General features: G+C 72.0%; 9 protein-coding genes. 3 read left to right on the top strand and 6 right to left on the bottom strand.

Translation table 11 applies throughout. The annotated features are described in order from the left end of the window. Positions 1–107 precede the first annotated feature (107 nt). From pstS to JJV70_RS14860, 4 genes are all read right to left on the bottom strand, one after another. Positions 108–1235 carry a phosphate ABC transporter substrate-binding protein PstS gene (gene pstS, locus JJV70_RS14845; protein ID WP_219048434.1) on the bottom strand — a complete coding sequence of 376 codons (1128 nt, stop codon included), beginning with the start codon at positions 1233–1235 and terminating at the stop codon, positions 108–110. Positions 1236–1976: 741 nt separating this feature from the next. Further along, entirely contained in the window at positions 1977–2327 is a 351-nt protein-coding gene (locus tag JJV70_RS14850) for a DUF2516 family protein (protein ID WP_219048480.1), read from the bottom strand. Positions 2328–2445: 118 nt separating this feature from the next. Continuing rightward, positions 2446–3138 (bottom strand): hypothetical protein, encoded by a 693-nt coding sequence (locus JJV70_RS14855; protein ID WP_219048435.1) that lies wholly within the window; start codon positions 3136–3138, stop codon positions 2446–2448. Between the two features lie 20 nt (positions 3139–3158). After that, positions 3159–3533, bottom strand: coding sequence for a helix-turn-helix domain-containing protein (locus JJV70_RS14860; protein ID WP_219048436.1), 375 nt, complete (start codon positions 3531–3533; stop codon positions 3159–3161). 331 nt (positions 3534–3864) lie between these two features. Between JJV70_RS14860 and JJV70_RS14865 the strand changes: the two genes are divergently transcribed. Then, the gene (locus JJV70_RS14865) at positions 3865–4968 is read left to right on the top strand and encodes a DNA alkylation repair protein (protein WP_219048437.1); all 1104 of its coding nucleotides are present in this window, start codon (positions 3865–3867) and stop codon (positions 4966–4968) included. 212 nt (positions 4969–5180) lie between these two features. On the opposite strand, the gene JJV70_RS14870 is transcribed toward JJV70_RS14865, so the two are convergent. After that, complete coding sequence (locus JJV70_RS14870; RefSeq protein WP_219048438.1) at positions 5181–8732, bottom strand: GDSL-type esterase/lipase family protein; 3552 nt, start codon at positions 8730–8732, stop codon at positions 5181–5183. Positions 8733–9185: 453 nt separating this feature from the next. Here JJV70_RS14870 and JJV70_RS14875 point away from each other — a divergent pair, with 453 nt between their 5' ends. Then, entirely contained in the window at positions 9186–10397 is a 1212-nt protein-coding gene (locus tag JJV70_RS14875) for a hypothetical protein (RefSeq protein WP_219048439.1), read from the top strand. Here JJV70_RS14875 and JJV70_RS14880 read toward each other — a convergent pair. Then, a complete protein-coding gene (locus JJV70_RS14880) occupies positions 10381–11235 on the bottom strand; it encodes a putative protein N(5)-glutamine methyltransferase (protein ID WP_219048440.1) in 855 nt (284 codons plus the stop codon). The two genes, JJV70_RS14875 and JJV70_RS14880, sit on opposite strands and share 17 nt — an antisense overlap. Before the next feature lie 199 nt (positions 11236–11434). On the opposite strand from JJV70_RS14880, the gene JJV70_RS14885 reads away from it, so the two are divergent. Next, on the top strand, positions 11435–12772 hold the full coding sequence (locus tag JJV70_RS14885) for a diaminopimelate decarboxylase (protein WP_308294826.1): 1338 nt from the start codon (positions 11435–11437) through the stop codon (positions 12770–12772). Positions 12773–13020: the final 248 nt, after the last annotated feature.

Consider the following 13020-nt stretch of genomic DNA (forward strand, 5'->3'; position numbering starts at 1 on the left):
ACCGGTCCCTGGCGGCGGTGCACCGGATGGGTTGCGGGTGGGTCACTGGCCGGGGACGCCGGACGCCGGTGCGGTTCCCTGGGCTGGGGAACCGCACCGGCCTCGGGTCAGGAGAGGGTGTCGATCTTCTCGCGCACCTTGGTGATGACCTCGTCCGGGATCGGGGCGTAGCCGATGTCGGCGAGCTGCTGCTGACCGTCCTCGCTCGCGGCGTAGGTCAGGAAGGACTTCGTCGCCTCCAGCGTCCCGGCGTCGTTGCCCTGGTCGCAGGCGATCTCGTAGGTGACGAGGATGATCGGGTAGGCGCCCGCCTCGTCGGTGGAGTAGTCCAGCTCCATGGCCAGGTCGCCGTCGGTGCCGACGATCTTGCCGGCGGCGATACCGGTGGAGGCGTTCTCGACGGTGGCCTCGACGGCGTCACCCGCGCCGGTGTCCAGCGCGACCGTGTCGATGTCGTTGCCGGTGGCGTAGGACAGCTCGAAGTAGCCGATCGCGCCGTTGGTCTGCTGGACGTTGGTGGCCACACCCGCCGAGCCGTTCGCCGACTGGCCGCCCTTCGCCGCCCACGCCTTGGCCGGCTCGTACGGCCACTCCTTGGGGGCGGCCTCGTTCAGGTAGGTGGTGAAGTTGTCCGTCGTGCCGGACTCGTCCGAGCGGTGGAACGCCTGGATCTTGGTGGCGGGCAGCTCCGCGTCCGGGTTCAGCTCCTGGATGGCCGGGTCGTCCCACTGCGTGATCTTCGTGTCGAAGATCTTCGCGATGGTGGACGCGTCCAGGACGAGGTTGTCCACACCGGAGAGGTTGTAACCGAGGGCCACCGGGCCGCCGACCATCGGCAGGTTGATGGCCTTGCCCCCCTCGCAGACCTTCTGGGACTCCTCGACCTCCTCGGGCTTCAGCGCGGAGTCGGACCCGGCGAAGGCGGTCTTGCCCTGCAGGAACTCCTGGATACCGGCGCCGGAACCCGTCGGGTTGTAGTTGATCTTCGTGTCGGGGCACGCTTCCTGGTAGCTCTGCACCCAGGCGTCGATGGCGTTCTTCTGGGCGCTGGAACCCGAGGCCAGCAGGTTCCCCTCCCCCTGGCACTCGATGTTGCCGGCGGCGGCGCTCTCCGTGCTGTCCCCGCCCTGTGCGGTGTTGTCGTCCGAGCCGCAGGCGGACAGGACCAGAGCACTGGTGACTGCCATAGCGCCGACGGACAGGGCGCGAAGCCGGTTCGTGCGCTGAAGCTTCACTTCGGTTCAGTTCCTTCCTGAGCCCGCCGGTGGGGGAGCGGCAAGCGATGGAGTGCGGACGTTCTCTTGTCAGCTAGGGGGTGAACTCCGCGCCTCGCGAGGTGGCACACCCTCCGTACGGCCGAAATTAGGCAGGACAGGTGAAGCGCCCGACCGTCGAGAGTGAACGGAAGGTGAACCTCGCTCATCAGGGCGGTGTCCGTGTTCGTCCTGTATTCCACTCGTATCCGGGGCGTGACCCTGTGACGGGTGGGGAGCCGGTGGCGTGCCCACGGCAGGCCCGGGAGGGAACACCCGCGCGCGGAAGTCGCGTCCGCGGGCGCGGGAGAACGTGCAGGGGTGGACATCGCTCCCGGCAGACGCCGGGGCGGGGGGTGCCGGGGGCGGTTGCCCGGTACCGCTCCTGGTCCGGCCGGTACGGGGCCGCGCTCGCTGCCCGAGGCGGCCGCGGCTGGGCGCCTGGCCCGCTGCCGTGCGCCGCCGGGCCCGTCCCCGTGCCGGGCTGGGTGGTGAGTGGAGTCTGATGCTCCGCACCGACGGCCTGATGGAGGGCTGCGTCACCGTCGGCTCACGGGCGCGGCCCGGCCGGGACGGCATGCCACAGGCCCGGCCGGGACGGCATGCCACAGGCCCGGCCGGGACGGCATGCCGCAGTCGGCCAGCGCGCGGTGCGTGGCCGGGAGCGCGCGGGCGGGGCGCTGCTCGGCGGCGTCCTCGCGGGCGCGGGCGCGGGCGGGCCGCTCAGCGCCCCCCGTTGTACGGCCCGTACGGCCCGTCGCTGCTGCTGCCCCGGTACCGGCCTCCGCCGCGCCCGCCGCCGACCTGGATCAGCGCGGGACGGACATCGACCAGGTACACGATGTTGGCGATCACGACGACGATCGTCAGCAGGAAGCCGAGCCCCGGAACGCCGATCAGGTGCACGGCGACCCCGACGCCCAGCAGGATCAGCCAGAAGTTCTTGGTGTTCTTGTCGGCCGCGCGGAACGCGTCCTCGCGACGCAGCACGGCGTCCACGAAGCAGAAGATGGCGAGGACCAGGAGCCCGAGGAACACCACCGTCAGCAGGGTGTTGAATCCGGACAGAATCACGCTGCTCATCCTCCTGGTTCAAAGCCGACCCGGCCTCCCACGCTACCGGCACGGAGGCCGGGCAGGTAGCCGTACCCGGCTGTGCCCGGCCGTGCCGTCGGCCTGGTGGGGCGGTGGGTCAGGACGCCGAGGGGGGCGTGGTCTTGCGTGTCCCCGACGCCTTGGCGCCCGTGCCGCCCTTGGCCGTCCCGCTCTTCGCCGTGCTCCGCGCCCCGGCGCTCTTGGCGGCGGTGTCCTTGGCGGTGTCCTTGGCAGCGGTGTCCTTGGCGGCGGTGTCCTTGGTCGCGCTGTCCCCGGCCGCCTTGCGCGTGGGCGGGGTGGTGGTGGCGGACTTCGCGGAGGCCGTGGAGGTGGTGCCCGCGCCCCGCTTCGGGGGCTCGCTCGGCTCGGCCTGCTCGGAGAACTTGGTCTTGCCGTCCACCGGCTCCGTCACGGTGACCGGCTCACGCTCGATCGTCGTCGCGTAGTCGGAGTCCGTCTCGCCCTCCTTGCGGCCGCGCCAGCCTTCGACGGCGACCTTGCCCTGTTCGGCGAGCGCGTCGTAGCCCTCCTTGGCCTTCACCGCCGCTTCGGCCGCGTAGCCCACGCCCTGCAGCGCCAGCGTCTGCGCCTGCTCGCGCCACTTCTTGACGTCCGTGTCGAGCGAGGCGAGCGCCTGCTGCATCCGCGCCTGCACGGTCTTGGGGTCGGTCTCGCGGAGCTTGGCGATCCGCTCGGGCGCCTCGCTGCGCAGCTTGTCGAGCACCCCGGCCGCGAAGTACAGCGGCGTCGGGTCGGTCAGGACCTTGCGGAAGTCGGTGTTGGTCGCCATGGTGCGTCCCTTTCGGCGTTTCAGGGTGTGGCGCCGGTTGCGCCGCCGCTGTCGGGTGTGCTGCCGTTCTGGGCCCGGAACGACGTGTAGATCTGGAGCAGCGCCTGCTTCTGCTGCTCGGTGAGCGCCGGGTCGGCGAGGATCGCGGCGGTGACGTCGATCTCCGCCTCGGCCCGCTCCTCCAGCATTCCCGCGCGCACGTACAGCGTCTCCGCCGAGATCCGCAGCGCCTTGGCCAGCTGCTGGAGGATCTCGGCGCTGGGCTTGCGCAGCCCGCGCTCGATCTGACTCAGGTACGGGTTCGAGACCCCGGCCGCCTCAGCGAGCTGCCGCAGCGACAGCTGCGCGTTGCGCCGCTGTTCGCGCAGGAACTCACCAATGCCGCCAGTACCCATACCCCCACCCTGCCCCACTCCGCTAACTTCTGCAAGCACCCCGCTTGCAACCGTGTCCCCCACCACGCGCCGAGCGCTCAGCCGGCCTAGTTGATCTTGCTCGGGCGGCAGAGGGCCCGTCTGTGAGAGTCCGGGGCGTGGCAGCCCAGAGATGTTGAGGCCCGGACCGTGTCAGTGGCCCGTGGCAGAGTCGAGCCCATGAGGTCCAGGTTGATACGCACCCCGCTCCCGAACGAACAAGGGGAGAGCATCGAACCCCTCCTCCCGCCGACCGAGAGCCCTGCAGGGCGAGCGGTCGGGCACCTCGACGTGACCGTGGGCGGGCGTTGAGATGGCCGATTTCAAGGAGGAACTGTCGCCGGAGCTCATCAAACGTCTCGCGGGTGACCTCGCGGGTGCCTCGGCCTCGTTCGACCGGACGGCGTTCGAACAGCTCGCGGGCACCGGTATCGCTGACCTGGAGTTGAAGGCCCGTATCGATTGGATCGCCCGGGCCCTCACGGCGACGATGCCGGAGTCCCCCGAAGAGGCTGACCGCGTAATCCGTGCCGCCCTCGACGGTGGGGGCCTGGCGGGGTGGGCTTCCATGCCCGTCAACGCCTACGTCGCCTCGGCGCTGTTGGACCGGCCCGACATCGCGCTGCCGCTGCTGGCCGCGCTCACCCCCCGCTACACCGCCGAGTTCGCGATCCGCCCGTTCGTCGACGCCCACTACGGGATCACGATGGACCAGCTCAGGGCGTGGACCACTGACCCGGACGAACACGTTCGGCGGCTTGTCTCGGAGGGCACGCGTCCGCGCCTGCCCTGGGCACAGCGGCTCTCCCGGTTCGTCGCCGATCCCGCTCCCGCGCTGGCGCTCCTGGAGGCTCTCGTCAACGATGAGTCCCGCTACGTGCGCCGTTCCGTGGCGAACCACCTCAATGACATCAGCAAGGACCACCCCGACCTCGTCCTCGACACCGCACGGCGATGGTCCCGCAGCAGCACGCGAGGCGATTTCGTCGTGCGCCACGGCCTGCGGACGCTCGTCAAACGAGGACACCCGCAGGCTCTCGCGGTGCTCGGGTTCGATCACCAGGCCCCGATCGACATCATGGACCTCGCCTGCTCACCGTCCAGCATCTCCGTCGGGGAGGCGACCACTGTCGTCTTCACCCTGCACGCCGCCCAGGCAACGACAGCGGCGATCGATTACGTGGTCCACTACCAGGGGGTGCGCGGACCCAAGGCGGGCAAGGTGTTCAAGCTGACCGTCCGGGACCTTCCCGCGGGCCAAGCGGTCCACTTCTCACGCCAACACCGCTTCGCGAGCCTTTCGGTCCGCACGATCCACCCCGGGCCTCACCGCATCGAGGTTCAGGCCAACGGACGCATCCTCGGTGCGACCGAGGTCCACATCACCGCCGCCGACACATCGGAGGGCCCGGTCTGAGGCAGCTGAGCTGAACGCCCAGCGCCCCGGGACGGTCTTAAAGCGCTGACAAGCACGCCCCCAATCCGCTCCAGAGAGCGACTGGCACTTCGCCGTGGCTTCGGGAGACAGGGCCATGAAGGACAACGATGACACGGGCCGGCCCCTGGCTGGGGCCGCCCGTGTCACCACCATCCGGGCGCTTGCCGGGCTGTTTCCTGGCAGGAGCGGTTTTAAGCGGCGTCGAAGCGCCACCACTGCCCGAGGTTGTTGGCCCGTTTCCTGAGCGCCAGTGGCTCACCGGAGCGGGTGGCGGTCAGGACCGTGCCGTCGAGGTTGTTCACGACGCGGTACCAGCCGCCGCCGATCGGTTCCAGGCGCCACTGTTCGCCCTTGTTGTCGGCCACCGCGTCCATGAGTGCGGCGACCTTGTCGATGACGTTGTACGACAGGTGCCGGGAACCGGTCAGCCGTGGTGCCAGGCGCCAGATGCCGTCGGGACCGGTGTCGGCGTGCAGGTCCCACATCTGACGGTTCTGGCCCGGTGCCGGAGCCGCCCCGGTGATCTTTGCTCCGGCGGTGGTGTCACCGCCCGGCAGCTCCATCGCCAGTCCCGTGGCGGAGCGCAGGGCGACGCGGTCCGCGTCCTTGGGTGCGATGCCGCCCTTGAGCGCGTCGGGAACGGTGACGCAGTCGGTCAGTCCCACCGTTCCGAAGAGGCCGGGCTTCAGGCACTGGCCGCTGTCCACGGAGCGCAGTGTGCGGCCCTGCCAGGCCCACTGCTGGTCACGGCTCTGTGCGCACGGCCCGAGCGCCACCTCGTGCTCGGCCGCGTCGTAGCGCAGGCACTTGTCTGAGGCGGGGTTCACCAGGAAGAAGGCGCCGCCCGCGGTCGGCGTCGGGGGCGTGTGCGTCCGGGCTCTGGCGGCCGTTTTCGCCGGTGTTCCCGTGGCCGTGGTACCGGCCGCCTTGGCCGGGGGCGTGGTGGAGGGCGGGGTGGCCCGCCACTGCTGGTCCGCCGCGCCGGGCGAGCACGGCATCATGCGCGCGCCGCCAGGCCCGGGGCCGTTGCCGTCCAGGCACGTGCCCAGCTGGTCGCTGGTGATCGGCCCCGGGGTGGTCCCCCCGCTTTGGTCGTCCCACCCGCGGGGCTTGAGGCGGGGTCCGGGCAACTGCCCCGGCGGCTCAAGCCACCACCACTGGTTGGACCGTTCGCCGCAGGGTTCCACGGTGAGCCAGCTCTTGCGGTCGGTGTCGGTCATGGTCTGCGGGTTCTGGGTGAGACAGCCCGCCACCTTCCGCTTGCCGTCGTGCTCGCGGAGGTAGAAGTACTGCACGGCTGCACGGTGATCGGGCAGGGAGAGGGCCCATGTGGTGACGCCGTCACGACCGCCCTTCGCCAGCTGCGCCCACCTGCCGTCCTCGCTGTGGGACAGGAAGCTGTCGGCATACTTGACGGTGACGTCGGCGAGGACGGGCTGCGGTTGGTCCGAGTGCTGCTCGACGGTCGGCCCGGCGGGCCGGGACGCGGTGAAGTCCCACCGCTGCTTGCCGGTGTCGCGCTCCTCCTCACCCCGGACGTAGGCGCCGTTGCCGCCCCAGTCGGCTTCGACGAGATCCCCGCTGGTGGCATTGCGCAGCACGATGCTGTGGGTCTCCCCCTCGAGGAGGGTTGCCGAGGGGTGCTTCTCGTGGATCCGCACCTGGTCAGGTCCCATGCCGGGCGCCCCGTAGCAGGCGAAGTAGCGCGCGTGGGCGAGGTTCGGCAACGCCTCCATGGTTTTGCGCAGGCACGTGCCCAGGGCCTGCTGCCCGTACGCGTTGGGGTGTGCCGCCTCCTGCGTCTCGCCCTGGGTCCAGGGGAGTCCGTCGGCCAGGCCGGGAATCCACCGCACCCACTCGGTCACCCTCGCGTCGGGCGGGTTGTCGAGGGTGTTGTCCTTGCCTGCCTGGTCGGCGCCCTGCCCGCACAGCTGGTGACCGGCGAACGCGGACTGGGTGTCGAGGAAGATGACCTTGTGCATCCCGGCGACGTCGGCGAGGTGCTGGTTCAGGCCGGGCACGACCTCGTAGTGCAGCCAGTCGATGTCCTGGTCGGTCAGCGGGCAGCCACCGGCCATCTCCCGCATCCACATCCTGTTCTCGTAGCGCACGTTCAGCGCTGAGGGGACAGGGTTGGGGTACCCCTGAAGGATGATCCTCGCATTGCGCTGGCCGGAGCGGTTCAGCGTCTCCCTGACCGCCTCGACCGTGGTGCTCACCGCTTCCCGCACCGCGCCGTACTTGCGGACGACCTCCTCGCGGCCCTTGGCGCTACAGGGGCGGTTGGCCTCGTAGCCCAGCACACAGTTCTGGGCGATCTCGGAGAAGCCCAGGTCGTTCCCGCCGACGGAGAGCACCACGTACGTGACGCGGTACCGGCTGGTCAGCTTGGCCAGTTGCTCCACCTGGGGCTCTTCGCCCTTGAAGCTTCGGGAGGTGACATCTTCGGTGGTGGCCCCGGAACAGGCGATGTTGAAGCGCCGCTCCCGTGGGATGCCGAGCGCGTCACCGAGCGACTTGATCGGCGCGACATCCGAGCGGTGGCACCTCTCGTTGCCCTCGGCGGTCTCGCCGTAGACCCGCTTGGGGTCGTGCTCGCACTTCTCGGCGCTCCCGCTGCCGGTGCAGTCGAACGCGGCCCGGTCGGTGCCGTACGAGGAGCCCTGGCGGGCCTTGGTGCTGTACTGGCCGCTGGAGCCGTTGCCCTGCCAGCGCCCGGCCTCACCCGAGATGTAGCTGTCGCCCATGGACACCACCGCGTCCTGACACTGCTCGGCGTCGGCGGCCTGTGCGGCCTGGGACGGTGCGCCGCTGGCGCGGGCGGTGTTCGCCGCTCTCCAGGCGCACGCCTGGTGGGAGATCAGCAGCACGGGGGTGTGGTCGGAGTAGCGGCCCGGTTCGTCGATCCGCTCGGGGAGCATGCTGTCCCGCCCATGGGGGTCGCCTACGAGCGCGTAGTCGAGTTCCCTTTTCACGCCGTTCTTGTCGACGTGGGTCTTCTTGCCCGTGTTGTTCAGGGTCAGGCCGTTGAGGTCGCCGAGCTGATCCGGCTCCCGGTTGAAGTCACCGCCGACCATGATGGTGTAGCCCTCATCCTGCGCCCAGGCCCAGGCCCGGCGCGCCTGCGACATCGCGTCGCCGCCCCCGCTGGCACTGGCGTGCAGGGTGAAGTACACGTCGTTGCCTATGCGCACACCCAGCATCGGGCGCAGCCTGTCGGAGACCCGCCCGACCAGGACCGTCTCGGTGGCCTCTTCTCGGGTGACGATCGCGAGGTTCACCCGGTGCCCGCCGCTGTCCCAGTCGATGCGGTAGATGTGGTAGTTCCGCTGCGTCGAAACCTTCCAGGTGCGGTGCTCGACCTGGTTGATGGGCTCGGCCTCGCCGTGGAGGACCTTGGGCGTCAGCGTTTCCTTGTGCTTGGCGCTGGCCGGTACTTCTGTGGGCCCGGCCTCCTGGAGGAGCGCGATGTCCGCCTGGGCGCTCCCCGGCTGGGACATCAGAGGGTTCTTGAGGTCCTCCCACTTGGCGGCGGGGTTGCGGCCCGTGCCGCCGCCCTGCATGTTCCACGCCAGAACGGTGCGGTCAACGGTGGCGGCGTGGGCCGGTGCGGCGCCGACCGTGGCGGTGAGCGCGGTGAGCAGCCCCGCGATCAGCGAGGTGACCAGCAGGAGAACGAGCGATATTCGGGGTCTTGCGCCCTGCCCCCGGGGCGGGGGGCTAAGCGAGAATAAGGCTTGCATGCGTGTACGTGCGTCCCTTCGGGGGTTTGGGGCACTTCTGCTTCTGGACCGGTGCGCGACGGGTGCGGCGTAGCCGCCGTGCGTACGGCGAGGGGTCCTCGGCATCGAAAGAGGATGCTACGTGCAACGGTCCGTGCTTCGACAGTGTCATCGCGTGAACGTTCGCTGGAAGAGGGTGAGTTGAGACAGAAGAGTCCGTACGCACGCGTTGCCTGCAAACCGGTGGGAGGGACCTGGCGGATGCCTGTGCGGCCCGGGGTGATCCGGGCTGCCGGGATCTGTGTGACGTGCCGAAGGGGTGATCGGCGCAGCCGGGTTGACGTCCTGCGGGCCTTGCCGCGTGTCGGCGGCGCGCGGGACGGGCCGGGGGCGCGGCGCGGCGTAGGGTGCGGCGGCATGGTGTGGGTGTGGAGGCACAGGCGGTCGGACGCGGCGGACCGCTGGCCCCCGGCCGTGACCCGGGTCGAGCGGGACGTGCGAGCCCGCCTGCTGGACGGGCGCGAGCCGATGGACGTGCGGTACGCGTGGACGCCCGCCGGGGCCCCGGAGCCCGCGGGCCCCGCGCTGCGGGCGTGCGCGGTGCTGGAGCGGTACGCCGGGCGCCGTCCGCCGCGCCTGCTGGTCACCGGCGCGACGGGCGCGGGCAAGACCGTGCTGGGCGTGAGCCTGGTGCTGCGGCTGCTGGAGCAGCGCGCACCGGGCGACCCCGTGCCGGTCCGGCTGCCCCTCCCGCACGGCGACGACGCGGCCGGCCTCGACCCGCCCGGCGTCCTGGCGGGGTGGCTGCGCACCGCGTACCGCCTGCCGCGCGCGGCGGCCGAGGAACTGGTGCGGGAGGGCAGCCTCGTCCTGATCCTGGACGCCGCCCCGCCCATCCCTGCCACCCCGCCCGCGCAGTTGCCCGCCCAGCCGGAGTCGGGCTGGGACGCGAGGTGGGAGGCAGGCCGGGACGTGAGCCCGGGCGCGGAGCGTGACGCAGGCCGGGACATTGCCCCGGACGCAGGGCCAGACGCGAGCCGGGACGCGACCCAGGACGGGAGGCCGTGCGCGGGGCGGGGCGTGGGCCAGGACGGGGGATTGGGGGCTGGCCGAGGAGTGGCCCTGGACGTGCGGCCGTGCGCGGGGCGGGACGTGGGCCAGGACGCGCCCCCGGCCGGGGAGGACGAGGCGCGCCCCGGCGTGGCTCCGGACGCCGACGACGCCGGACTCCCCACGGCTCCCGCACCCCGCCCCGGCCCCGCCCCCGCCGGTGCAGCCCTCCGCGCCACGCTCGCCGCGTTCGCTGCCCACCAGCAGGCCGTCGGCGCGCCGGGAACCGTGCTGTTGTGCCCGGCCGACGCCGTGCTGCTCGACGCCGTGCGGGCCGTACCCGGCTGGGGTGAGGACGCCGCCCGGGTGGAGGTGCTGCCCCTGCGTGCCGAGGACGCCCGTTCCTACCTCCGCGCCCACGCCACCGCCCCCGACCGCTGGCGCGCGGTGTGCGACGTGCTGACCGCCGCCCCGCACGGCCCGCTCGCCGCCGCGTTGAACACCCCGGCCCGTCTGCTGGAGACCGTGCGCGCGTTCGAGGTCCGCGCGGAGTCCGGCGGCTACACCCGCCACCCCCGCGACCTGCTGACCGAGCCTTTGCCGGTCACCGACCTCGCCGTCACCCGCCCGGCGTGACGCCGCCCTTCGCCCCGGGGCCGTCGCTACCCGGTGGGGTGCCGATGACGACGGTGACGTGCAGGTCGTCGCTGGTGACGAGGCGGGGGGTCAGGCCGTGGCGACGGTACGTGCGGGCGGTGTCCGGGGCCTGGGCGACGCTGGTCTCGATCAGCAGGTGACCGGTTGGCGCGAGCCACCGCGCGGCCTGCGCCACCACGCGGCGCTGGACGGCCAGGCCGTCGGTGCCGCCGTCGAGGGCGACGCGCGGTTCGTGGTCGCGGGCTTCCGGGGGCAGCAGGCCGAGCGCGTCGGTCGGCACGTAGGGGGCGTTGGCGACGAGCACGTGGACGCGGCCGCGCAGCGTGGGCGGCAGCGGGCGGTAGAGGTCGCCGTGGTGGACGTGGCCGCTAAGGGGGGCCAGGTTGCGGCGGGCGCAGGCCACGGCGGCGGGGTCAACGTCGGCGGCGTGGAGTTCGACGCCCCGGGCCGCCCGGGTCAGGGCCGCGCCCACCGCGCCCGAGCCGCAGCACAGGTCCAGCACGACGCCCCCGGTGCGGGGGAGCAGCGCGGCGGCCTGCTGGACCAGGAACTCGGTGCGGCGGCGCGGCACGAACACCCCGGGCTCGACGACGACGCGCGTACCGCAGAACTCGGCCCAGCCCAGCACCTGTTCCAGCGGAAGCCCGGCACAGCGGCGTTCGGTGAGGGTGGCCAGTTCGGTGGGGGACGCGGCGGCGGCGAGCAGCAGGTCTGCCTCGTCCTCGGCGAACACACAGCCCGCGGCCCGTAGCGCGGCGACGACCTCGGTGGAGGAGAGGGCGGACTGGCTGTCGGCGCTGGTGAAGAGATCTGCCATACGGGTGCTCACCGTACGCGGACTTCCGCGTGGGCGCCGGTGTGTTTCGTAGTTGCCCGGGCGGTGAAGGCGCAGGGTGGTCACCGGCCCGACGCGGTGCCGTGCCGGGCGGGACGGCGGCCGGGCAGCACGGCGGCCGGGCAGCACGGCGACCGGGCGGGACGGCGACCGGGCGGGACGGCGACGGGAAAGGTGAGGCGTGGACGGTTCCCAGACGGCGTGGCGTCGCGAACGCATCCTGCGCGCGGCGGTGCGCGAAGGGCTGCTGGACCCCGAGAACGCGCTGCTCGCGGGGTTCGTGGACCTCGACGGCGTCGCCGCGAGCGTCGCCGCCCTCCACGCCGCGTTCCCCGACGTGCCCACGCTGCACACGTTCGCCGCCAAGGCCAACTGCCTGGTGCCGGTGCTGGCGGAGCTGCGCGCGCTGGGCATGGGGTGCGAGGTGGCCAGCCCGGGCGAGCTGGCACAGGCGCTGGCCGCCGGGTTCGCGCCGGAGCGGATCGTCTTCGACTCCCCGGCCAAGACCCGCGCCGAGCTGCGGCACGCGCTGGAACTCGGCGTCGCGCTGAACGTGGACAACTTCCAGGAGCTGGAACGCCTCGACGCGCTGCTGGGCGCCAGCGGCACGGGTACCGCCGCGCGGCTCGGGGTGCGGGTCAACCCGCAGGTGGGCGAGGGCGGCATCGGGGCGATGAGCACCGCGACCGCCACGTCCAAGTTCGGCATCCCGCTCACCGACGACGGCAACCGGCAGCGGCTGCTGGACGCCTACGCCGCGCGTCCCTGGCTGACCTGGGTGCACACCCACGTCGGCTCACAGGGCTGCCCGCTGGAGCTGATCGCCGACGGCGTGGCCCGGGCCGTCGGCTTCGCCGAGGAGGTGAACGCCCGGCTCGGACGCCGTCAGGTGACCGGTGTGGACATCGGCGGCGGGCTCCCGGTGAACTTCGGCGGTGAGGAGCACACCCCCGAGTTCCCCGCCTACGTGGCCCACCTGCGCGAGCGTGCCCCCGCGCTGTTCAGTGGCCGGTACCGGGTCGTCACCGAGTTCGGGCGCGCCCTGCTGGCGAAGAACGGTTTCACCGCCGCCTACGTCGAGTACACCAAGTCCGCCGGGGGACGTGCGATCGCGGTGACGCACGCGGGCGCACAGGTCGCGGCGCGCACGGTGTTCCTGCCCGAGGCGTGGCCCCTGCGGCTGACCGCCCACGATCCGACAGGCGCGGAGAAGCAGGGCGAACCCGTCCCACAGGACATCGCGGGCCCCTGCTGCTTCGTCGGCGACCTGCTCGCCCGCGCCCGCCCCCTGCCCCCGCTCGACCCCGGCGACCTGATCGCCCTGCTCGACACCGGCGCGTACTACTACTCCACCCCGTTCCACTACAACAGCCTGCCCGAGCCCGCCGTGCACGGCGCCCGCGTCCACACCGACAACACCGTCACCTTCCAACTCCTGCGCCCGGCCCAAACCCTCGACGACCTGCTCGCCCACACCACCGCCCCCCAAGCCCCCCAGCCCGCACCCGATCAAGGCTGACTGGCGCAGCCGAGGTGACCATGACGCCCTCCCCGCCACCCCGGACGTTCGTTCTCACAGCCGGGCAGTACCGACGGCTCCCGTGGCCCCTGACAGCCCCGGCGGATTTCACTGCGGCGGTGACGGTGTTCCTCGCGTAACGCGGCCGGGTGCGACGGCGACTGGGGTGAGTCGTGATAGCAGCCCACTTCCCCCGGGCCGCTTCCCGCCAGATCCTCCCAGGTGGTGAAGTCACTCAGTGAGCCGGA

Source organism: Streptomyces sp. JJ66, from assembly GCF_019303495.1.
GTDB lineage: Bacteria > Actinomycetota > Actinomycetes > Streptomycetales > Streptomycetaceae > Streptomyces.

What these genes read in the sequence shown, in the direction of transcription:
- JJV70_RS14865 (WP_219048437.1), top strand. Translation starts at nt 3,865, where the DNA reads ATGGCCGATTTCAAGGAGGAACTGTCGCCGGAGCTCATCAAACGTCTC.
- JJV70_RS14880 (WP_219048440.1), bottom strand. Translation starts at nt 11,235, where the DNA reads ATGGCAGATCTCTTCACCAGCGCCGACAGCCAGTCCGCCCTCTCCTCC.
- JJV70_RS14860 (WP_219048436.1), bottom strand. Translation starts at nt 3,533, where the DNA reads ATGGGTACTGGCGGCATTGGTGAGTTCCTGCGCGAACAGCGGCGCAAC.
- JJV70_RS14855 (WP_219048435.1), bottom strand. Translation starts at nt 3,138, where the DNA reads ATGGCGACCAACACCGACTTCCGCAAGGTCCTGACCGACCCGACGCCG.
- JJV70_RS14870 (WP_219048438.1), bottom strand. Translation starts at nt 8,732, where the DNA reads ATGCAAGCCTTATTCTCGCTTAGCCCCCCGCCCCGGGGGCAGGGCGCA.